Origin of the sequence: Brumimicrobium salinarum, from assembly GCF_002844555.1 — a bacterium.
GTDB lineage: Bacteria > Bacteroidota > Bacteroidia > Flavobacteriales_D > Crocinitomicaceae > Brumimicrobium > Brumimicrobium salinarum.
The window spans coordinates 62,652-83,832 of record NZ_PJNI01000009.1 but is presented as its reverse complement, the minus strand read 5'-3'; the positions used below and the strand labels follow the sequence as shown (position 1 = coordinate 83,832).

Sequence of the window (21,181 nt, the reverse complement as noted above, 5' to 3'; positions counted from 1 at the left end):
GATTTTAACTTTCAAAGATACAAATAAGCAGCAACTTTTTCTGAGGTTTATTGAGGAAGTAGATAAATAGTTTTTAACAATCCTTTATCTTCAAGGATTAAGAGAACTTTCCTTTTTTTCTGTTAAAACCTTAAACTTTTTGGGTGTCCATAAAAGAATTATAAAAGTGGTGAGCGCTGCTAAGAAAAGACCAAAATAAACGAGTTGAGTGGCATCAAAGAAAACTTCTCTTAAAAATAACTTTAAGGATGAAGATGTAGATTTCTCTTGCAAAACATCAACCACTTGATTTACCTCTGGTAACTTTTCACTCAGATGTTTAGGAGCTTTTGAAAAAGCGTTTAAAATACTATTGTTAAAAACAACAGCGAAAATTGCAGCACCCAAACTTTGACCAAAATAGCGTGAAAAGACATTGGTTCCTGTTACTACACCTCTTTGTTGATAAGGAACAGTTGATTGAACACCAACTAAAAGAGGAGTAGAGATTAATCCAAATCCACCTCCCATTGTCATTTGAATCCCTACTAAAGACCATGCTTGACTAGGAAATGAAATAAAGGAGAAACAATATGTTCCAATTGCTACAAGTGAAATTCCGATTAACGCCGTATTTCTAAAGCCAATTCTTAAATACAATTTTCCAGATAGGGAGGAGGTTATTGGCCATGTGATGCTCATACTGGCTAAGATGAAACCTGCAGCAATTGCGCTCACTCCTGTTACGGATTGGGCAAAAACTGGAAGGTACATACCTGGTCCCATCATAATAACACCCATGCCGATAGTTGCTAGATTTGCACCCATTAAAACGCGTTTTTTCCATACCCATAACGGAAGTATTGGGTTTATTGCATTTCGTTCAATGCGCATAGTGATGTAAACAAAAGCAATGCTTATGACTAGAAAAATAAGAGTTGTGCTTGAGATCCAAGGCCAAGATTGTCCACTTTGAAGTAACATGAACATGATCACAGAAGCAGTAATGAGCATTGCAATGGCTCCAGCCCAATCGATTTTCGGTTTTGATAATTGTTTTTCTTCATGTAAGTATTTGACAATTAGTAAAATTGAAATAATCCCAAATGGAATATTAATGAAAAAGATCCATCGCCACGAAACATAATCTGCTAAAGCTCCTCCAATAGAAGGACCTAAAATAGCCGAAATACCCCAAACACTCGAGAGCCATCCTTGAATTTTAGCTCGTTCTTCAATGGTGTAAATATCGCCAGCAATGGTATTTACTGTGGCCATAATTGCTCCTGCACCAACTGCTTGAACACCCCTAAAAGCTATTAAAGAATGCATGTTCCAGGCAAATCCACAAGCGGCTGATCCGATTAAAAATATAAGGATACCGAAAATGATTATTGCTTTTCTTCCTAATAAATCGGTTAATTTACCATAAAGTGGTATAGTTATAGTTTGAATGAGCAGGTATATGGAGAAAAGCCAACTGAATAGGGAAAAACCACCTAAATCACCAACAATTTGTGGAATGGCAGTCGCTACAATTGTATTGTCCATCGCGGCTAATACCATTGTGGTCATTAACGCAGCGAGGATATAATTTCTCTTGAGTTCTTTTTTGTTTACTTCCATTTCCTTATTGCAAAGGTAACCTTAAGATTGAATTAAATGCCTCCTAAAAGCCAGTCGTTTATTCCTTACAATATCGGGTTTGAATTGTTTAAAAAAATCTATCTTCACAGCGTGAAAAAGAAAATACTTGTATTAGACAATTATGATTCATTTACCTATAATTTGGTACATTATATAGAATCTAGTGGTGCCTTCGAGGTAGATGTTTTTAGAAATGATGAAATCTGTATAAATAAAATCTCCATATATGATGTTTTTGTATTGTCACCAGGTCCTGGATTACCTCAAGATTCAGGTATTATGTTATCTCTAATTGAAAAGTATGGATCTGAAAAACCTATCTTGGGTGTTTGTTTAGGAATGCAAGCCATTGGAGAGTGCTTCGGTGCAAAACTTGAAAATATGGAGACTACTTATCATGGGATTGCAGATTCAATTTTTATAAAAGATCAATCGGATATACTTTTTTCTCAACTTCCGCAAAGCTTTGTCGTTGGCCGTTATCATAGTTGGTGTTTATCATCATTAAATTTCCCATCCTCTTTAATTGTTACCTCAATTGATGGATATGGTACAATAATGTCTATTCGCCATCGAGATTATCCAATTTATGGTGTTCAATTTCATCCAGAATCTATTTTGAGTGAGCACGGACAAGCTATTATAGATAACTTCTTAAATCATGCCCTTAAAACTATTACAGACCGTAAAGAACGGTCTGCAATGCTATAAAAGGATGTGAATTTGTTTTTTTATCTTACAACTAACTTTTTTGTCATGATGAATAACTAAATTTTCCATCAAAGTCAGTTTGTTTCAAACGATAATAGGATATTCCCGAATAAGGACTTTGATCTGTCCATCGGTACTTTAAAGTATGTGTGCTATTTCCTGCGCCATTTAGAGTTTTCAGAAGTTCCCAATCTTTGCCATTGGTTGATTTTTCGAGTGTGAAAAAGTCATTATTTTTTTCCGATGCTGTACTCCAATTCAAATCTACTTGATTTTTAAAAGCGCTTTCATCAGCTGAGAAAGAAATCAATTCTATGGGTAATGGCTCTGGTTGATAGCGCTGAATCAATAGGTTGTCATAAATAGCTTTGTTTTCTGAGGAACCATCCATTTTATCCCCAATTTTTATTGTGCTATTATCCCATACTAAAATAGAATTAGGTCTAGGAGCAGATGCCCACATTTCAACTCCATCAACAGTAAGTCTGCCTATTCCAGTAGCGGCATCAAATGTAAATCGATATTTTCTAAACGTATTATCGTTGGTTCGAGGTATGCTATAAACATTTCCCGAATTTACTGCTGTAATGGTTGAATCAATTGTAGACATTACTTGATATCTGACAAATAAATTGGAAGCCCCTAAAAATGAAAAGTTTCTTCCGCGTTTTATAAAAGTCCCGCTGTTCTCATCTCTTTGATAATCAATTGATATGTCAATATCTGGAACATTAAAAATAGGATCGTTAGGTAAAATCATATTGATGTTTGTTCTTTCATTGCCAGCATTTAAACCTGGTGTTCCATTTGCACCATCGGCTGTTATTGTTGCATCAGGTGAAATACTTGTTGCATTTGGACCTACATCTGCAATTTCAGGGTCTTGATTTAAGTCATTCCATGTGAAATGAGAAATAACCTGAGCATTTGTAGAATTTAGGAGTAAAACGCACAAAATTAAACCTAAGAAACTGATTTTCGTCATTGTATAGTTGTAAAATTTTCGACAAAGGTAGTTTATTTATGTTAGGTATGCATAATAATGCAGTTGTTTTTTTAGATATGTAACAATGGTCACTTTTAGTGTTGTTTTATCTTATGTAATTACTTCGTTATCGGTAAATATTTTTAGAAATAGTTAAGAATTTCTAAAAGACAATGAAGCTGAGCGTATTATCTTGCGGGACTTACTGTTAATTTGTATTTTTAATTAATTGTAAATTAAAATTAACTAAAAACTAAACAGTATGAACATTAGTAAAAAGGTATTAATTGGTTTGTTTTCATCAAGTATGATTTTGATGAGTTGTAATTCTGGAAATTCATCTTCAGAAGATATGGAGGCTTATGAAGATTCTTTAGAAATGTCTGAAAAAATGTCTGAAACAGGAAACGAACATCCAGCAAACAACGAAGGAGAGCATCCATCTAGTGACGCTTCATCAGAGCATCCGTCAGATGAAGCTCATGAAACCAGCATGGAAGAAGAGCGAGAAGAAATTAAATTGACACTTTTACCTCCTGCAATAACGGAAGAACTTAAAACAGAACCTTATTTAGATTGTAAGGTTGAAAGAGCTTTTTCTTATAATAATGATGGCGAAAAGGCGTATGAAGTTCGTGTCAAAAGAGGTGAAGGAAGCGAAACTTTTCACTTTAATGAAAAAGGAATTCGAATTGATAAATAATTCAAATATTATATGTTTTTGAAATGGCCGCATCGAAAGATGCGGCTTTTCTGTTGGATAGAGGTAATGGATGGTTGAGAATTGAGAATGGAAAATTGGGAGATCCAAACCAATCCAACATTCCTAATTGCATAATTCATAATTGAATCAAAAGGTGAAAAATGAAAAAAGCCTCCACTAAAGTGAAAGCTTTTATTCTTTGTGACCCCGTCAAGATTCAAACTTGAAACCTCTACAGCCGTAATGTAGTGCTCTATTCAGTTGAGCTACGGAGCCATGTTTTATTTTTTTGTATGCTATGCGTTCATAGCGGGTGCAAAAATAGTGGTTTTTTAACTAAAAACAAATCTTATTTAAAAATAAATGTTTTTTATTTCAATATTTATTTTAATACGTTGATTAACAGTATTGTCATTTCTTAATGAACTTCTGCAGAAATTCCTCGATCTAGCAATCCAGTGCACATCGATGCTAACTTTTCATATTCTCCAACCTTAACTTCACATTTTCCACGATAGTGAATTAGCATAGTGCATTGTTCAGCTTGAAGAGGTTTGTGCTTACAAACTTTTATCAAGGATTCAATTACATGGTCAAATGTGTTTACGTCATCATTATATACAATTAAATTATGCTCAGCGACCTTTTGCTCGAGAACTTCTTCTTCAAATAATGTTTCGGTACTCATTTTAGAATTTTAATTTTAAATAGAAATGCAAATTTAATGTAATATTTGTTGACTACCAATTCTTTTATAAAATCAATAAGAGGATAGCAATGATAGAGACAATTCCACCGATTATTTTTAAGCTTGTAGTAGCCTCCTTAAACGCCATTATTCCCATTAGAAATGATGTGATTACAACACCTGTGTTGTTGAGTGCGTAAGTTACCGAGTCCGAAAAACCCGAGAAACGAATGGCCATCATTAAAAAATAAATTGAAAAAAAGTTAGGTATTCCCAAAATAAGACCACCAAAAATAGCTCGTTTCTGTAGTTGTATTTTTTTAAAACTTGCTTTAAACAACATTATGCTCATCCCAATCGTTGCAGCAATTCCAAAACTAATTGCTGAGAATAAGGCTAGAGATAGACTTCCAGCAGCAACTTTTTCTACATAATTTACAACCGTATCAAGCAATCCACTTCCTACAAATAATATGATTAAAAAAATAATATTTGCTTTCTTACCTGAATCGTGTGCTTTCTTTTTTTGAAAAGTAATAAGGAACACGCCGATTAATGCTGCAATAATCCCAACAATTTTAGTAAAATATATAGATTCATCATAAAGAAAAAATGCTGCTAAAACAGGTATCGCTAAACTCATTTTTACAGTCACAGAAGTAATTCCAATTCCATTTTCTTGAGAACTCTTGCCCATCATTACAAATAGACTTATAAAAAGACTACCGACGAGAAATGCGAATGGTATCCAAGTTCCTTGTGACCAGTCTGTTGGTTTCCACTCATCACCAAAAAAGATAAGCCCCACTAGGCAAGCAGTGATATAATTGTAAACAATGCCCTGAAAAACATTAATAGAGTACCGCTCAAATATCCTAAAGATAACCAAGATTAGGGTTGAGCTAATGATGCTTAACAATAAATAAATCATACCCGTGTATAATGTTGGACCATATCTTCACCCCATTTTTCACTTGATTGTAAGATCTTATCTTTTAACTGTGGAGCAGGAAGTCCACGACCAAAAGTTGAGGTTCCAATAAGTTGAAATGCCTCATCCCATAATCCTTCATCGATAAAAGATTGATGGGTGAATCCACCACCTTCAATAAAAATAGAAAGAATATTTCGCGCGTGTAAAGCCTTTAGTATTGCTTTATTGTTAAATTCTTCCAAATGAATGATTTCAACATGGTTTGGAAGATTGGGAATCGTCTTTTTTCTAGTTATTATGGATGTAGGATTACCATCTTGAAATACATTGGCTTTAATAGGAGATTTTCCATCTGGATCAATAATAAAACGATGCGGTGAACATCCCGCTATTGCTCTAACGTTTAACTTTGGATTGTCATTTTTTATAGTTTTCCAGCCAACCATAATGCCTTGTTCTAAGCTGCGCCACTTATGTACTAATAATTTTGTTTTTGGATGTGTAATCCAATTAATTCCAGTTGCTCTGTCTGCAGCTAATCGGTCGATGAATCCATCGCGTGTTTCAGCCCATTTTAAAATAATATATGGTCTTTTTTGCTCATGAAAAGTAAAGAAACGTTTATTAATTGCCCTTGCTTCATTTTCAAGTAAACCAACATCAACCGTTATGCCTGCTTGTTTTAAACGTTGAATTCCTTTGCCAGCAACTGCTGAAAAAGTATCCTTACACGCAATAACAACTCTTTTAAACTGATGTTTAATAATTAAATCTGCGCATGGTGGTGTTTTTCCATAATGTGCACAAGGCTCAAGCGTAACATATATTGTTGCTTCCTTGAGTATTGACTTGTTTTTAACTGATTCAATTGCATTGACTTCAGCATGGGGTTGGCCGAACTCCACGTGATATCCTTCTCCTATAATTGTATTCTTATGTGTGATGACAGCACCGACTTTAGGATTTGGTGCAGCATTTACTCCTGCCAATCGCGCAAGTTTTAATGCTCTTTTCATATAAGGAAAGTCCAAATGCTGTTCTTTATTCTTTAAATCGTACATGTTCTAATCAAACTTTAATGCTTTTATAGGAGAAATTCGAGTAACTACATAAGAAGGAATGATTAAAGCGGCAGTACAAAGAACAATTGTTCCAATGTTTAAAAATAAAATATGCCATAAATTCAACTCCACAGGAACTGCATCGAGGTAATAAACTTCCGGATTTAATGGGATTAACGTAAAGTAATCTTGTAATAGGCATAAGCCAATACCAATAACATTTCCGATGATCATTCCACGAAGGATGATAAATACAGCTTGGTATAAAAACAGTTTGCGAATGTTCCAATTGGTTGATCCAAGTGCTTTAAAAAGACCAATTAATTGTGTTTTAGTTATGATAAGTACTAGCAATCCTGACCCCATATTAATTGTACTTATGAGTAACATAAGAACCAAGATTATTATCACATTTAAATTTAGAAAATCAAGCCAGAGAAAAATTTCTTGCTGGTCTTCAGCAATCGTCCGAATTCTATATTCCGTTTTATCATCATTGTCTTGAAAATAAATTGCGCGTTTGACTGCTGATGTGATTTCACTTAATTCGTTAAAATCATTGATTTCGACTTCATAGCCTCCTACGTAGTTTTGATGGCTTCCTTTGCCGTCGATGTACTCGAAGATAACACGTTTGCCTCCTCGTATATCTACGGCAAACTTTGTTCCCGAATCATTAAGAAATGTACGCTGAAGATTACCCATTTCCAATTCTTCAGGGTAACAAGGAAGATGTTTGTTTCCTTTAACCGTAACTTTAAGATATGCAGTGTCTGGAATGGCATTTAATTCACCAAATCCATCTAAAAACATTTGATAATCTGACGTAATTAAACGAATAATTGTGTCTTTGACATCGCAATATGTAAAACCTCTAGCATTTTCATAACCATCTCCCCAATCATGTCTGTAATTTCCATTACCTCCTCTTGGGTCAGCATAAATTACAAATTGACCGTCTTTGGTTACCGTATCAGCAACCCGAACCGCAGTTTGTATTCCCCAATCATTGAGTTTTTGAACATTTCGAATGTCTCCGACAACTACCTGCTCATCGAATTCTTGAAGCCCTGTTTTAAATATGCCTGTAACGGTGTACTTTAGCTTTATTGGTGATGCTTTTACAAAAAATACATTAACCCGATCTTGCAGTGCTATGTTTAGGTTTTTAGCAATTTGTTCGGAGATTATTATTTCATTTTTCGGCGCACTGTCATTAATGACAGGTGTTTTTCCGGCTATTAAATGCGTATTAAAAAAGTCCCAATTATAAGTTTTGCTTACCCCTTTCATTACAATCCCATGAATTTCTTGTTGTACTTGAAAGGTGTCAACTCCTTTAATTTGATAAAAATTTGTGTCTGGGTCTGACTGAAGCAGTGCAGGTTTGTAGGCAAAAGGTTGAATGTTTTTTATGCCCTTTATTTTTTTAACTTCATGCAGTAAGGAATCGTTATAGATTACTGGTGCAGATTCAAATGTGGAACTTTCACCAGCCTTAACAATGGTAGCGTGTGAACCAAAACCAATAACTTTATCCTTTACCTCATTTTGAAACCCCGTTACTACGGCAAGGGTAATGATGTTGATAACCATAGCCAAAATGATACTCAAACGTGCAATACGCGTGATAGGTTGCGAAACTTTTTTATCTTCGCTTTTTCCCTTGTGGATTTTTTTCGCTATGTAATATAATTTATTCACGATATTCTAAAATGCTTGCTAATGTACTCATTGCGTCTGTTCCTAAAAAGTTTTTTCCTAATTTTCCTACTTTCTTGTAAGGGAAACCTACCTGCACAAGAAAATGATGAGGTGAAAGTAGTTGAAAAAGTTAAGAAACCTTTGGCTAAAACCATAAAAGTTGGTGCCGAACAATTAAATAAAGTGCTTGCTCTTACTGAAGGAAGAAATGTAGGTGTCATCGCTAACCAGACAAGTAGAGTAGGAGCTAGGCATTTAGTTGACACCTTGCTTAGTTTAAATGTAAATCTGAAAACTGTTTTTTCTCCAGAACATGGTTTTAGAGGAGATGCAGATGCGGGAGAACATGTTTCCTCAGATGTGGATGCAAAGACAGGTTTACCAATTGTTTCCTTATATGGTGGAAATAAGAAACCTAAAAAGGAACAATTAGCTGGAATCGATATTTTATTATTTGATCTTCAGGATGTTGGTACACGATTTTACACCTATATTTCTACCTTGCATTATGTTATGGAGGCAGCGGCTGAACAAAATTTAGCGGTGGTAGTATTGGATAGACCCAATCCGAATGGACATTATGTTGATGGACCAGTAAGAAAAGAAGGGTTTTCTTCGTTCGTTGGCATGCATCCAATTCCAATTGTACATGGAATGACTGTGGGGGAAATTGCTAAGATGATTAATGGGGAGCAGTGGTTAAGGGATAGCTTAAAATGTAGTTTAGAAGTTATTCCTTGTCAAAATTACAGTAGAGATATGCAGTACTCACTACCAATCTCCCCTTCTCCTAATTTGAGAAGTGATGCAGCAATTCAGTTATATCCAAGTTTATGTTTGTTTGAAGGAACGCTCATGAGTGTAGGTAGAGGAACAGAAAGGCCTTTTGAAATGTTTGGACATCCAGCACTTGAGGATGTGGATGGTTTCGATTTTACTTTTACGCCGGTTTCAAGTTATGGAGCAAAATCACCTAAATTGGAAAATGAACAATGTTATGGAAAAGATTTGGGAAGGCTTGTAGACTCTTCAAGATACCATACCTTAAAGATTGAATGGTTAATAGCATCTTATCATGCTTTGCAGCGTGAGGATTTCTTTATAACTAAAAACAAATGGTTTGATCTTTTGGCAGGCACTGATCAGCTTAGGCTACAAATTGAAGCCGGAAAGACTGCACAAGAAATTAGAGCGTCCTGGAGACCTGATTTAAATGCTTTTAAAAAAACAAGGAAAGCGTATTTATTATACGACTAGAATACCATATTAGCTTGTCGAATGTAATGGTGAATATTGGCTTTCAGAATCATAAAAAAATATAAAAAGTGTTGAGCTTAACTTTTCTTGGTGGAATCAATAGCATTTATTTTAATAAAAATGTTGATTTTAGTAGTGTTTTTACAATGAAGTAGACATTTAAAATTAAAATTTATGAAAAATCAAATGCAAAAAATAGCAACTGTTGCCTTGTCAGCAAGCTTTTTGATGGGAGGATTAAGTAATGCACAAGAAACACGAATTTCTACCAAGGAAAAAGTAATCATGAAACAATCTATTGCCGATGCGGATGTTCTTGCAAAGCAAAACAATCGTGTTTTAGATAATGAAGAGAAGATTACGGCTAAAGATTTACCAAAGCAAATTCAAAAAGTGATTAAAAAACATTTTCCAAATCAAAAAGTGGTTGAAGCAGAGCGAGAAAAACGCTTAACTGATTATGAATACGAAGTGAAATTAGATAATAATGTTGAACTATCTTTTGATGCAAAGCACAAACTCGTAGAAGTGGAAAGTGATACACAATTACCTAACAGCATAGTTCCCAATAAAATTTTGACTTTTGTTTCTGAAAACTATAGTGATAACTTTATTACGGATTGGAAACTGGATGGGATGAAACAAGAAGTAGAGCTTAATAATGGAGTAGAATTGGAGTTTAATAAAAAAGGAGATTTTTTGCGAATTGATAAATAACGCATGGACTCCCTGTCTTCTTACAACTAATTTTTGTTCGGGTAGAAGTATCACTTACTAAAGACCTTAGTAAAAAAAGCGAGGAATATTATATTATCGGTTATCTTTTAAATAGATTTTCCTTAATTATTTAAACAGTTTGTTTATATGTATCTGATATTGATTGATCAAGGCTTATTTATGTTCAAATTTAAATTTTAATTATGCGTTTTATATTCGTTTTTAGTCTGTTTTTTCTTCTCATTTCAAACATTCAGGCACAAGGGAGTTTGACATTGGCTGAAGCTGCTTTAACGCTAACAAATGACAAAGTTACGTATGATCCTAGTTACTTTTCAATAGCTTATCCGAATGGTGATGTTCCAAGTGATAAAGGTGTTTGTACGGATGTAGTAATTCGTGCGTATAGAAAAGTAGGCATAGATTTACAAAAAGAAGTACATGAGGATATGCGGCGCAATTTTGGTGCTTATCCTAAAAATTGGGGGCTAAAAAGCACAGATAAAAATATCGACCATCGGCGTGTACCTAATTTGAGAACTTTTTTCGAACGTAAAAATGCAGCTCTCCCGATTACAAATGATGCCAATGCTTACCTTCCTGGTGATATTGTGACATGGGAGTTAACAAATGGAATGAAGCACATTGGAATAGTGGCAGATAAAAAATCGAGGGATAAACAAAGACCACTGATTGTTCATAATATTGGTGCAGGTCAAGTATTAGAAGATTGTTTATTTAGATATAAAATTACGGGTCATTATCGATATAATACACCCTAAATTCGTACCTTGGGGTATTTTAATTTTGCATTTTTATTAACAAGAACATGGTGAGGGATTTTAAGAATAAACGGGTGTTGATTACTGGAGGTGCTTCAGGAATTGGTAAAATAATGGCACGCTTATGTTTAGAACGTGGTGCAAAAGTTATTATTTGGGACATAAATAGCGAAGCTATCGAACAAGTATTGACAGAATTTTCTAATTATGGAAGAATTGTAGGTTACACCTTAGATTTGGCTGATGCTAATCAGATTAAATCTACAGTAACACAGGTGAAGAAGGAACAAGGTATAGTGGATGTGCTAATCAATAACGCAGGAATTGTGGTCGGTAAATATTTCCATGAGCATACGGTTGATAACATTTTAAATACATCTGCAATTAACGCAAATGCGCCTATGCTTACAACACTTGCGTTTCTTGATGATATGATACAGCAAAACGATGGAGTAGTATGTAATATAGCCTCTTCTGGTGGATTAATTTCTAATCCGAAAATGTCTGTTTATGCAGCGAGTAAATGGTCGCTAATTGGTTGGTCGGATAGTTTGCGATTAGAGATGAAGCAACTGAATAAGCAGGTTCAATTTACTACCATAATGCCTTATTATATCCACACGGGTATGTTTGACGGCGTACGATCTAAAATTCCTATTTTGAAGCCAGAACCTTCAGCATTAAAAATTATAAAGTCGATTGAGAAAGGGAGGTATATGGTTACCTTACCAGGTTATATTTACCGTATAACAAGATTAGGTCAAGCAATTATGCCGTTGCGATTATTTGATTGGTTTGCTGGTCGTGTTCTCGGTATTTATAAAACGATGGAACATTTTGTGGGTAGAAAAGATACTTCACGCCCCAGCGAAAGCGAATAGCTTACTTTGTATAAATAGAGCAGGTCACCCAAAGAAGCTAAGCGACTTTAGAAGCTCTTGCTGATTGGCGTTTGCCGTAACTATTTATTAAAGTAACTAGCAGCTGTAGATGGGTTAAGGCGCATATTGTTTATGTGATTTTTTTCCTTTTAATGTATTAATGTAAACCTTCATTTTCTGGATGGTTTTCTTCCTTTAGTTCATCCTCTCTTTCAAATCCACTTCTTAAATCGTGTGTTTTGGTGTTGTACATTCCATCTAAATCATCAATTTTTGTTTTTTTCCACATCGGAATTCCCACGAAGTAAGAAGCTCTTCCAATTACATGCGCACTAATTGGCGCTGTAAGTAAGAGAAAAACGATAATTGCGATTACACGTGTGGTAATTGAAGTTTCCATATAGTAGAGTGCTAAGCCTAACAAAATAAGTCCAACTCCTAATGTGGCTGCTTTGGTAGTAACCGATATACGTAAATAAAGATCGGGCATTCGCAATAAACCCACTGCTGCGAGTAATATGAAAAGTGTTCCGAGGGAAATAATAATCATAATGATAATATCATTCATTTTTCTTTCTTTTTTCAAGGTAAAACGAAAATGCTACTGTACTTAGAAATGCAATTAATGCAAATATCATTGCAATATCTAAGAAAGAGGGGCGGTGGGAAATAATACTCACCACTGCAATGATTGATATTCCAATGGTAATTAATAAATCTAGTGCCACCACTCGGTCTGGCAATTGAGGTCCCATGAGAAACCGTATAAACACCAGAAGACTAGATGTGCTTAAAAGCGGTAGAATGATATATGTTAAAAATTCGTCTATATTCATCGTACTATTTTCAAAATTCGTTTTTCAAATCCATTTTTTATACTGGCTATAAATTCTTCCTTATCGTGCACGTACATGGCATGGATGTATAATACTTTTTTGTCATCTGAAACATCTAAGCTTAAGGTTCCTGGTGTAAGAGTGATTACATTGGCCAATAATGTAATTTCTAGGTTCGATTTTGCATCTAAAGGATATTTAATTATACCTGGTTCCATGTAAAATTTGGGGGTAATTACATCTGCAGCTACTTGTAAATTGGCTTTTATTAATTCATAAAGAAAATAAAAAGCAAAACTTACGATCCGCGGTGCAATAACGAAATATTTCCTACTTTTCTCGTTGAAACTGATGAGCCATAAAACGAGAAAACTTAAGATAAATCCAAATGCAAAATTAGTTGCATTAATGGTTCCCGTTAAAAAGACCCATACTATTGCGAGTAATATATTTAATAAAAACTGAACCCTCATAATTCTGTGACTTCTTTAGTTTTAAATACGGCATTGTAATAATGCTCTGAATTCATTAATTCCTCTCCAATGCGTGTTGCAATTAATTGAAAATGTTCGGCAAAGAAGCTATAGTATAATGTTACGCCAACAAGCATAGCGATAGGAACGATAAATGCTGCTTTCTCCCGAATGGAAAACTGATCAAAATATCTCAAGTTCTTTTGGCGAGGTAATGTTGTTGGGTTTTTAGAAAAAGTTTTATTCCACACTTTCGCTATAATGACGAGTGTTATTAAACTCGCAAATATAAATACGATTAACATAAATATAGCACCTTGTTCATAGCTAGCCGAAAATAAGGAAACTTTTGGCCAAAAACCTGATAATGGAGGGATACCCACCAAGGCAAATAATGGTATAGCAAACAACAGTGAGAGGCGTGGATAATTGTTCATTAAACCACCCATGTTTTCCATTTTGGTGTGTCCGAATATGCGATAAAATACACCGCCCATCATGAAAAGTGTTGCTTTAACTATTATGTCGTGGAACATGTATAAAACAGCTCCTATTATAGCGACTTCAGTAAAAAGGCTTAGACCTCCTACCATAAAACCAATATGACAGATGATGAGGTAAGAAAAAACCCGTAAAACATCTTTTTGAACAAGAGCTCCTATTCCGCCAAAAAATATGGTAAGTGCGGAAATGATCATTAAGATCATTTGATTTGTTTCTCCTAGTGGAAAAATGAGTGTAAAAACACGGATCATGGCGTATATTCCTACTTTTGTCAATAACCCAGCAAATAAAGCGGAAACAGCTGCCGGAGGTGTGTGATAAGATGCGGGTAACCAAAAGTATAACGGAAATACACCTGATTTTACACCAAATCCAATAAAAAAGACCAATGATATAGTAGCCATTAAGCCTTTGTTTTCAATTTCGGGAATAATCCTAGAGAGTTCTGCCATGTTTAAAGAACCCGTTGCGCCATAAACCATAGCTATTCCTGTTAAGAATATTATAGATGAAATCATGTTTAGGGTAAAGTATTTAACCGCTCCTTCAATTTGTATTTTACGTCCACCTATGGTGAGTAAGACAAAAGATGAAATTATAATTACTTCGAACCAAACGTAAAGATTAAATAGATCTCCTGTTAAAAAAGCACCGCTTAAGCCCATAACGAGGAAGTGAAAAATGGCGTAATAACCAAACTTTACACGTGAAGAAACCATGGTTTCCGTTGAATAAATTGAAAGTGCAAAGGCTACAATGTTCGTCAGTAAAATTAAGGTTACCGCCAAGGTATCGGCAACCATGCTTATTCCGAATGGCGCTTCCCAATTACCTAATTGTACACTTTGAATACCGTTTTCCCACACGCGTTGAAATAGTAAAACAGCGATTACTATTCCTACTGCACTTCCTAGGATGCTTATGTAGCGTTGCACTTGTGGTTTCATCCAGAATAAGAGCAACAGAATTGCCGTCAACAAATGGACGATAATTGGATATATAGTTAAATGTTCGCTCATGTGATGTCGTCAGTTTTATTTAAAGTATCAATATCGTCAGTTTTTAAAACTTTGTATGCTCTTTTTATTAACACTATGGCAAAAGATTGCAGTCCAAAACTAATTACGATTGCGGTGAGAATAAGCGCTTGAGGAACAGGGTCGGCAAAGACACCTTCAAGCATTTTACCATCTTCTGGAATTAATGGCGGACGTTCTTTAACTAAACCACCCATCAAAAAGATCAGTAAATTAACGCCATTTCCTAAAATTACGATTCCAATGATTAATTTTACTAAGCTTCGACGTAGAATGAGATAAATTCCCGCTGCGTACAAAACTCCAGTCATTATTGCTAATAGTATTTCCATATCTTAAACGCTTTCTGAAATGGTGAATATAATTGTTAAACAAACACCAATTACCACCAGGTAGACTCCTGTGTCGAAAAATAAAGCACTCCCTATTTTTCCTAAAATGGCAATGTCTTTATCATGCCATAAACCGGTCATTAGTGGTTCTCCAGTGACCAAGATTGGAGCTAGTGCGCTAATTACTGCAAGGAGAAGACCAACAGGTATGAGGAAACCTGGATGTATCCTTAAAAGTTTACGTGTTTCTGTAAGTCCATTTGCAAAAGCATGAAGAATAAACGCCACAGCAGCAATCAATCCTCCGATAAAACCACCGCCAGGCAAGTAATGACCACGAAGTAGTACAAAGACTGAAAATAAAATCAGTAAGGGCAATAAAGTTTTTGAAACGGTATTTAAAATGACACTTTTCATATTATTTTTCGTGTTTTTTAAGATGTAACTTTAATAACGCAAATACACCAATGGCAGCAATAGATAAAACTGAGACTTCTATCATGGTATCGAATCCACGAAAATCCACCAAGATTACATTTACTACGTTTTTTCCTTTTGCTAAAAGGTAAGCATTTTCAGCATAAAAAGCTGTGGTAGACTTTACAGGTGTTTCATTCATTATTTCAATAATCGTAAAGGCTAAGAATGTACCAAACGAAGTAGCAATAATTCCATCTCGAATTCTATTGGTAGGATTAGATAGTTTTAAATATTTGGGTAAACGATAAACTACCAAAACGAAAAGTATAACGGTTAGTGTATCAATCGAGAATTGAGTCATGGCTAAATCTGGAGCACCATAGAATACGAAAATAAAACACATGGTGTATCCTAAAACCCCCATTCCAGCAATAGCGGTAAGTCTAGATTTTGTGAACACTGTAAATAATATCGATATAAGCATCATGAATAAAATAACGACTTCATTCCAATTAAGCGCCTTTATATCTTTTAAACTTAAAAATATCCTTGGATTAATAAAAATATGAATACCAAACACTAGTGTGAGTAAAACAAGTATAATCATGATGTACCTTCTCAGATAGCCATTTTGAAAAACACGCGTTAAAAAGTAGGATGTATTGTGAAAGAGTTGCGCAAATTGTAAAGAAATAGATCGTGGAGATAAATATTCAATCCTTTTAATTTGTTGCTCTTTCCTGTGGTTTGGTTTCCAAAAGAAGTATATAATTATTCCGCTAATTATTGTAATGGCAGATAATAATAAAATAAGGTTGAACCCATGCCAAATTGCTAAATGTGGACTTTCTACGGATGTTAATAATGGTGTAATTTGATGTGTAAATAATACTTCAACCCATTGCGGAAATAAACCAAAAATTAAACTTAAAGCCGCCAACAACATGGGCATTAGCCAGAGAATAAAGTGTGGTTTTTTTATGGCTCCCAAGGATTCCGGTTTTGAACCTGAAAAAGGCTTAACGCCAACAATTAGTCCAGCAAAAACCATGAAGATGTTTGTGATTACGGCAATTGTGGTCAGCAAGGTCGGATTAATACTTGCATTTAAAGTGGATTCGTAAATTAAGTCTTTTCCTATAAAACCAATGGTTGGCGGAAACCCTCCGCTTGAAAGTGCAGCAATGAACCCAGCAATCGCAAGTGGTAGAAGCGCTTTTCTTAATCCACCTAGTTTGGTAATATCGCGCGTTCCTGCTTGATGGTCTATGGTTCCTGTAACAAGAAACAAACTGGCTTTGTACAATGCGTGAACTACAATAAATACTATCGCCGCTGTAATTGAAGCAGCTGTTCCTATCCCAATTAAGAAGACAATAATACCGAGAGCACCAATAGTTGAATAGGCTAATATGCCTTTTAGATCTGTTTTAAATAATGTGTTAATCGCAGCGTAAAGCATTGTAAATCCACCAACGAATAATAATATGATAAAAAACGATTCGTTTCCATTAAAATGAGGTGTAAACCTAAGTAATAAATATATCCCTGCCTTAACCATTGTGGCAGAATGTAGATAGGTAGAAACAGGAGTTGGAGCTTTCATTGCTCCGGGTAACCAAAAGTGAAAAGGAAATTGTGCAGATTTTGTAAATGCAGCTAAAAATAAAAAGAGTATGAGGTAACTTGTGTAAGCATTGTTAGCAAAAACTTCGGGAGACTGCAACATTTCTGCAATTGAGTATGTTCCTGTTAATTCTCCTGCCAAAACTGCAAATGCTAATAAAGCTAAACCACCTAAGCCTGTTATGGTAAGTGCAATTATTGCCGATTTTCTTGAAGACGCTTCTGTATTATTAAAGCTAATTAGGAAGAATGAACTAATACTGGTAAGTTCCCAAAAAATGAATAGCGTTAGAATGTTGTTGGAGGTTACTAATCCAATCATAGCCCCCATAAATACAGTTAGAAAGATGTAAAAACGCAATAACTTAGGATGTCCTTTTAAATATTGCGAGGTGTATAAAAATACAATGCTTCCTACTCCAGTAATTAATAAAGAAAAAAGAAGCGCTAGATTGTCTAGTCTGAAGTCTAGATTAATACCTAACGAAGGAACCCATTCAGTAAAGGAGGTGAGTACATCTCCATTAATTACGGTTGGTGTGAGGCTTAAAAAATATCCAAATAAAGCAATGGGAAGAATAGAGGCGAGTAATGTTATTCGCTTAAAGTTTTGCTGACCTATCCCAAACAAGAGTATTGCAAATAGGAATGGAGCGAGTATAACATATAAAAATAAGGTCATAATTCAATATCAATCTCGATTAATCATTGTATATCATTGCTTTGTAGAGCTTATGTATACAGCTAGTTTTAATTTTTTACAATAACTGCGAAATATACAAAATCTATATCATTTTGTTTATTCTTTACGTTTATTTTTTACGTTTATTTTTTCTTTGTTTTTTGCGTTCCAATTTTTTCTCTATTGGACGAATATTCCTTTTGAATTCCTTCTTTTTATGTTCATCCTTTGGACCACTTCCAATAGAGTGTTTAGGGTTAAGAACTGTAGGAGCTTCGTTGATATCTGGTGTTTGCTCTAAAGGAATTAATTCTTCTGTTTGATTAACATTTTCAGGAAACGCTGAAAATTCAATGGATACTTTCATGAAGTCTTGAATGGCTTCAAAGTTGTTTTTTTCGCTGTTCTTTATAAATGAAATTGTATTTCCTTCAGCTTCAGCTCTAGCAGTTCTTCCTATTCTATGGATGTAATTTTCCTTATTGTCAGGTAGATCAAAATTAATTACATGACTTACATTGTCGATGTCTATTCCTCTAGCAACTAAATCGGTAGCAATTATTCCTCTTAACTCATCTTTTTTAAATTCCTTTACCATGCGTAAGCGATAGTTTTGAGATTTATTGCTATGAACAACGCCAAATTGATCTGGAAAATCAATGTTGATTTTTTCACTAAGTATGTCAGCATATACTCTTGACTGAACAAAAATAAAAGCTTTTTTTATGACTTCATCCTGCTCAAGTAGGTGTTTTAAGAGGTTGTATTTTGTATTAAAATTGTCAGCCAAATAAGCAGTTTGATTTATCTTTTGTAATGGGGTTCCAGATGGAGCTGCAATTATTTTTTCTGTTTTTCGAAAAAAAGTGGAGACTAATGTTTCAACTTCATCAGTTATTGTGGCAGAGAATAACAAGTTTTGCCTTTTTTCCGGTAAAAGATCAAATATTCGCTGAATTTGAGGTCTGAATCCTAGACTCAACATTTCATCACATTCATCGATTACAACTTTTTTGATATCTTTCAATCGTAAAAGTCCTGTCATGGCAATATCGTACAGTCTACCGGGTGTTCCAACGATGATATCGCATCCTTCATGAACTGCTTTTTTTTGTGTATTGATATTTGTACCACCATAAACAGCTAGTGATCTGAGAGATAAAAATTCGGTAAGTTTTTCAACTTCTGTAGCTACTTGTACAGCCAATTCTCTTGTGGGTACTAGTATTAAAACACGGGGTTGGTTTGTTTTTGCATATTTTAAATCACGTAAAAGTGGTAACAAATAGGCTAAGGTTTTTCCTGTACCTGTTTGTGCAATACCAATAACGTCTGTTCCTGAAAGTACTTTAGGAATAGCTTTTTCTTGTATTGGAGTCATTTCAGTGATTCCCTGTTGTTGTAGGGCGCTTAAAAGTTGCTTGTTTAATTTAATATCTTCAAATTTCATTTTATCGAATTACTTTTACCCCTTGGTTGTTACTCACTTTGATAATGTCAGAAGGGGTCATCATTTTTTCATCCATTCGGGTGTTGAGGATTAAATCAACTTGGTCTTTTATATTGTCATGAATTTCAGCAAATGAATTAGGGGAAGTACTTCCTGATATATTTGCACTTGTAGAAACAAGAGGCTTACGCATTCCTTGAATCAGCTTTTTACAATTTAAATCTTCGGTTACACGAATAGCAACTGATCCATCTTCTGCCAATACCGTTTTTGGTAATTGTTTGGGCTGATCATAAATAATGGTTAACGGTTTCTCAGCTAAATCAATCAAGTCGTAGCACACGTCTGGGAAGTCACTTACGTACCGCTCTAGCATTGCCACACTGTCCACCAAAAGAATATATGATTTCTCGTCAGGTCTTTGTTTTAATTTTTTTAAAGATTCAATTGCTACTTCATTAGTAGCGTCACAGCCTAACCCCCAAATTGTGTCTGTTGGATAGAGTAGGGTATTTCCTTCTTTTAAGCCTTTTATGGCTTCATGAATATTTACTTTTTTAGACACTTGATCATTATTTTAATGCAAAAATACGGAACTGATTTGTAATCTCGCTAATCTGTACTTCTTTTATGAATATCATTGTGCCCCATTTCTATTTCATCTTTAACTTCTTTGATTACTTTTGTTAGGTAGAACCACTCTTGTGTACTGTTTGTATTAATCCATTTAAAACCCTCTGCATCACCATCTATCGCACGTGCCATATTGTAAAGTAAATGAAAATTGTTTTTTCGTAACCAGCTTAATGCTTGTTTGTTTCCTTCAGCAGCGTTAATCATTGCCATCAAGTGTGGGTAACCATTTTCCATCAACCAATCTCGTGCTTTGTCTTTTAATCGAATTGCATGGGTGGCCATTACCAATTCTTTATAACCATTTTCTAATAAATAATTTAAAAGCTCTTGGTTTCCTTCAATTCCTTTTGCCCAAGCTAATAGTATTTTTGGATGATATTCTAGTGGTTTGACACTTAGTTTTGCCGCAGGCTTCTTGTCTGCGTCTCCTTTGTATTTCTTCTTTCTTCTAAAAAGTTTCATGGTATTATTCTACTTGGAAAATTTAAAGTTAATTCTTTTCTTTATTTTTAATGATTAAATAAATAATAATTGTGTTTAACCATATTATTAGAATCCTACCAAAATTGATAATATAGGTCAAAGTATTAATTTTGTTGAAAATTTTTTGAGAATGATTGATGAAAAAGTAATGGAGTTATATAAAGCGTCAAACAATTTTGGTGCGTTTTTGGAAATGGACCTTGAGGTTTTGAATGAAGGCGAAGTTAAGTATACTTTAAATATAAAAGAAAAACACTTGGCCACACCAATAGCAGCACATGGTGGTGTTGTTGCAGGTTTGATTGATGGAACTTTAGGTGTTGCCGCTTTGTCAATTGCTGGAAAAAATAACAAAGTTGTAAGTACTGTTGAATTGCATGTAAATTACCTGAAACCAGTTGTTTTAGATGATCAATTGGTGGCAATAGGTAAAGTTATTTCTGCGGGAAAAAGCTTGATATATGTAGAAGCTTCGGTTACCAATCAAAATGATGTGTTGGTAGCAAAAGCAAGTGGTACTTTTAATGCTTACCCCGCAGAAAAGGCATTTGAACATTATAAAGGACCTCAAAAATAGTTCGTCTATAGTGCTTCTAATTTTTTTATTTTTTGAATATCATTTGTTTTAACTTTAGATAAAAAAGCATAATAAC

General features: G+C 34.6%; 24 protein-coding genes and 1 tRNA gene. 8 read left to right on the top strand and 17 right to left on the bottom strand.

Annotated features, from left to right (window positions below):
* Window positions 1–90: 90 nt before the first annotated feature.
* Window positions 91–1,605 carry an MDR family MFS transporter gene (locus CW751_RS09130; protein ID WP_101334698.1) on the bottom strand — a complete coding sequence of 505 codons (1,515 nt, stop codon included), beginning with the start codon at window positions 1,603–1,605 and terminating at the stop codon, window positions 91–93.
* Between the two features lie 111 nt (window positions 1,606–1,716).
* On the opposite strand from CW751_RS09130, the gene CW751_RS09125 reads away from it, so the two are divergent.
* Window positions 1,717–2,337: an anthranilate synthase component II gene (locus CW751_RS09125; protein WP_240612556.1), complete on the top strand. Its 621-nt coding sequence runs from the start codon at window positions 1,717–1,719 to the stop codon at window positions 2,335–2,337.
* A gap of 43 nt (window positions 2,338–2,380) precedes the next feature.
* Here the strand turns inward: CW751_RS09125 and CW751_RS09120 are convergent, their stop codons facing one another.
* Complete coding sequence (locus tag CW751_RS09120) at window positions 2,381–3,322, bottom strand: hypothetical protein (RefSeq protein WP_101334696.1); 942 nt, start codon at window positions 3,320–3,322, stop codon at window positions 2,381–2,383.
* A 262-nt stretch (window positions 3,323–3,584) separates the two neighbouring features.
* On the opposite strand from CW751_RS09120, the gene CW751_RS09115 reads away from it, so the two are divergent.
* Window positions 3,585–4,025 carry a hypothetical protein gene (locus tag CW751_RS09115; RefSeq protein ID WP_101334695.1) on the top strand — a complete coding sequence of 147 codons (441 nt, stop codon included), beginning with the start codon at window positions 3,585–3,587 and terminating at the stop codon, window positions 4,023–4,025.
* A 23-nt stretch (window positions 4,026–4,048) separates the two neighbouring features.
* Complete coding sequence (locus CW751_RS15840; RefSeq protein ID WP_262484526.1) at window positions 4,049–4,171, top strand: hypothetical protein; 123 nt, start codon at window positions 4,049–4,051, stop codon at window positions 4,169–4,171.
* A gap of 56 nt (window positions 4,172–4,227) precedes the next feature.
* Here CW751_RS15840 and CW751_RS09110 read toward each other — a convergent pair.
* The 5 genes from CW751_RS09110 to CW751_RS09090 all read right to left on the bottom strand — a co-directional run bounded on the left by CW751_RS09110 (window position 4,228) and on the right by CW751_RS09090 (window position 8,412).
* Window positions 4,228–4,301 (bottom strand) — tRNA-Arg (locus tag CW751_RS09110).
* Window positions 4,302–4,443: 142 nt separating this feature from the next.
* Complete coding sequence (locus CW751_RS09105; protein ID WP_101334694.1) at window positions 4,444–4,713, bottom strand: ATP-dependent Clp protease adaptor ClpS; 270 nt, start codon at window positions 4,711–4,713, stop codon at window positions 4,444–4,446.
* 64 nt (window positions 4,714–4,777) lie between these two features.
* The gene (locus CW751_RS09100; RefSeq protein WP_165779273.1) at window positions 4,778–5,644 is read right to left on the bottom strand and encodes an EamA/RhaT family transporter; all 867 of its coding nucleotides are present in this window, start codon (window positions 5,642–5,644) and stop codon (window positions 4,778–4,780) included.
* Window positions 5,641–6,708 carry a bifunctional diaminohydroxyphosphoribosylaminopyrimidine deaminase/5-amino-6-(5-phosphoribosylamino)uracil reductase RibD gene (gene ribD, locus CW751_RS09095; protein ID WP_101334692.1) on the bottom strand — a complete coding sequence of 356 codons (1,068 nt, stop codon included), beginning with the start codon at window positions 6,706–6,708 and terminating at the stop codon, window positions 5,641–5,643. The genes CW751_RS09100 and ribD overlap by 4 nt, the downstream gene beginning before the upstream one ends.
* A 3-nt stretch (window positions 6,709–6,711) precedes the next feature.
* Window positions 6,712–8,412 carry an ABC transporter permease gene (locus tag CW751_RS09090; protein WP_101334691.1) on the bottom strand — a complete coding sequence of 567 codons (1,701 nt, stop codon included), beginning with the start codon at window positions 8,410–8,412 and terminating at the stop codon, window positions 6,712–6,714.
* A gap of 21 nt (window positions 8,413–8,433) precedes the next feature.
* Here CW751_RS09090 and CW751_RS09085 point away from each other — a divergent pair, with 21 nt between their 5' ends.
* The 4 genes from CW751_RS09085 (at window position 8,434) to CW751_RS09070 (ending at window position 12,049) form a co-directional block, all read left to right on the top strand.
* Window positions 8,434–9,669 (top strand): exo-beta-N-acetylmuramidase NamZ family protein, encoded by a 1,236-nt coding sequence (locus CW751_RS09085; protein WP_101334690.1) that lies wholly within the window; start codon window positions 8,434–8,436, stop codon window positions 9,667–9,669.
* A 174-nt stretch (window positions 9,670–9,843) separates the two neighbouring features.
* A complete protein-coding gene (locus tag CW751_RS09080) occupies window positions 9,844–10,386 on the top strand; it encodes a PepSY-like domain-containing protein (protein ID WP_101334689.1) in 543 nt (180 codons plus the stop codon).
* A 203-nt stretch (window positions 10,387–10,589) separates the two neighbouring features.
* The gene (locus CW751_RS09075; RefSeq protein ID WP_101334688.1) at window positions 10,590–11,168 is read left to right on the top strand and encodes a DUF1287 domain-containing protein; all 579 of its coding nucleotides are present in this window, start codon (window positions 10,590–10,592) and stop codon (window positions 11,166–11,168) included.
* Between the two features lie 47 nt (window positions 11,169–11,215).
* The gene (locus CW751_RS09070) at window positions 11,216–12,049 is read left to right on the top strand and encodes an SDR family NAD(P)-dependent oxidoreductase (protein WP_205677810.1); all 834 of its coding nucleotides are present in this window, start codon (window positions 11,216–11,218) and stop codon (window positions 12,047–12,049) included.
* A 157-nt stretch (window positions 12,050–12,206) separates the two neighbouring features.
* Here CW751_RS09070 and mnhG read toward each other — a convergent pair whose 3' ends face one another.
* From mnhG to CW751_RS09020, 10 genes are all read right to left on the bottom strand, one after another.
* Window positions 12,207–12,617 (bottom strand): monovalent cation/H(+) antiporter subunit G, encoded by a 411-nt coding sequence (gene mnhG / locus CW751_RS09065; RefSeq protein WP_101334687.1) that lies wholly within the window; start codon window positions 12,615–12,617, stop codon window positions 12,207–12,209.
* Window positions 12,610–12,885 (bottom strand): monovalent cation/H+ antiporter complex subunit F, encoded by a 276-nt coding sequence (locus CW751_RS09060; protein ID WP_101334686.1) that lies wholly within the window; start codon window positions 12,883–12,885, stop codon window positions 12,610–12,612. Before CW751_RS09060 ends, mnhG begins: the two co-directional genes overlap by 8 nt.
* Window positions 12,882–13,358, bottom strand: coding sequence for a Na+/H+ antiporter subunit E (locus tag CW751_RS09055; protein WP_101334685.1), 477 nt, complete (start codon window positions 13,356–13,358; stop codon window positions 12,882–12,884). Before CW751_RS09055 ends, CW751_RS09060 begins: the two co-directional genes overlap by 4 nt.
* Window positions 13,355–14,881: a complex I subunit 5 family protein gene (locus CW751_RS09050; protein ID WP_101334684.1), complete on the bottom strand. Its 1,527-nt coding sequence runs from the start codon at window positions 14,879–14,881 to the stop codon at window positions 13,355–13,357. The genes CW751_RS09055 and CW751_RS09050 overlap by 4 nt, the downstream gene beginning before the upstream one ends.
* Complete coding sequence (locus CW751_RS09045) at window positions 14,878–15,231, bottom strand: Na+/H+ antiporter subunit C (RefSeq protein ID WP_101334683.1); 354 nt, start codon at window positions 15,229–15,231, stop codon at window positions 14,878–14,880. Before CW751_RS09045 ends, CW751_RS09050 begins: the two co-directional genes overlap by 4 nt.
* Window positions 15,232–15,234: 3 nt before the next feature.
* Window positions 15,235–15,648 carry a Na+/H+ antiporter subunit B gene (locus CW751_RS09040; protein WP_101334682.1) on the bottom strand — a complete coding sequence of 138 codons (414 nt, stop codon included), beginning with the start codon at window positions 15,646–15,648 and terminating at the stop codon, window positions 15,235–15,237.
* A gap of 1 nt (window position 15,649) precedes the next feature.
* Window positions 15,650–17,959 carry a hydrogen gas-evolving membrane-bound hydrogenase subunit E gene (mbhE, locus tag CW751_RS09035; protein WP_101334681.1) on the bottom strand — a complete coding sequence of 770 codons (2,310 nt, stop codon included), beginning with the start codon at window positions 17,957–17,959 and terminating at the stop codon, window positions 15,650–15,652.
* Between the two features lie 130 nt (window positions 17,960–18,089).
* Window positions 18,090–19,409: a DEAD/DEAH box helicase gene (locus CW751_RS09030; RefSeq protein ID WP_101334680.1), complete on the bottom strand. Its 1,320-nt coding sequence runs from the start codon at window positions 19,407–19,409 to the stop codon at window positions 18,090–18,092.
* Between the two features lies 1 nt (window position 19,410).
* Window positions 19,411–19,974: an L-threonylcarbamoyladenylate synthase gene (locus tag CW751_RS09025; protein ID WP_101334679.1), complete on the bottom strand. Its 564-nt coding sequence runs from the start codon at window positions 19,972–19,974 to the stop codon at window positions 19,411–19,413.
* 47 nt (window positions 19,975–20,021) lie between these two features.
* Entirely contained in the window at window positions 20,022–20,507 is a 486-nt protein-coding gene (locus CW751_RS09020; RefSeq protein WP_101334678.1) for a hypothetical protein, read from the bottom strand.
* A 151-nt stretch (window positions 20,508–20,658) separates the two neighbouring features.
* Here CW751_RS09020 and CW751_RS09015 point away from each other — a divergent pair, with 151 nt between their 5' ends.
* The gene (locus CW751_RS09015) at window positions 20,659–21,105 is read left to right on the top strand and encodes a PaaI family thioesterase (RefSeq protein ID WP_101334677.1); all 447 of its coding nucleotides are present in this window, start codon (window positions 20,659–20,661) and stop codon (window positions 21,103–21,105) included.
* Window positions 21,106–21,181 lie beyond the last annotated feature (76 nt).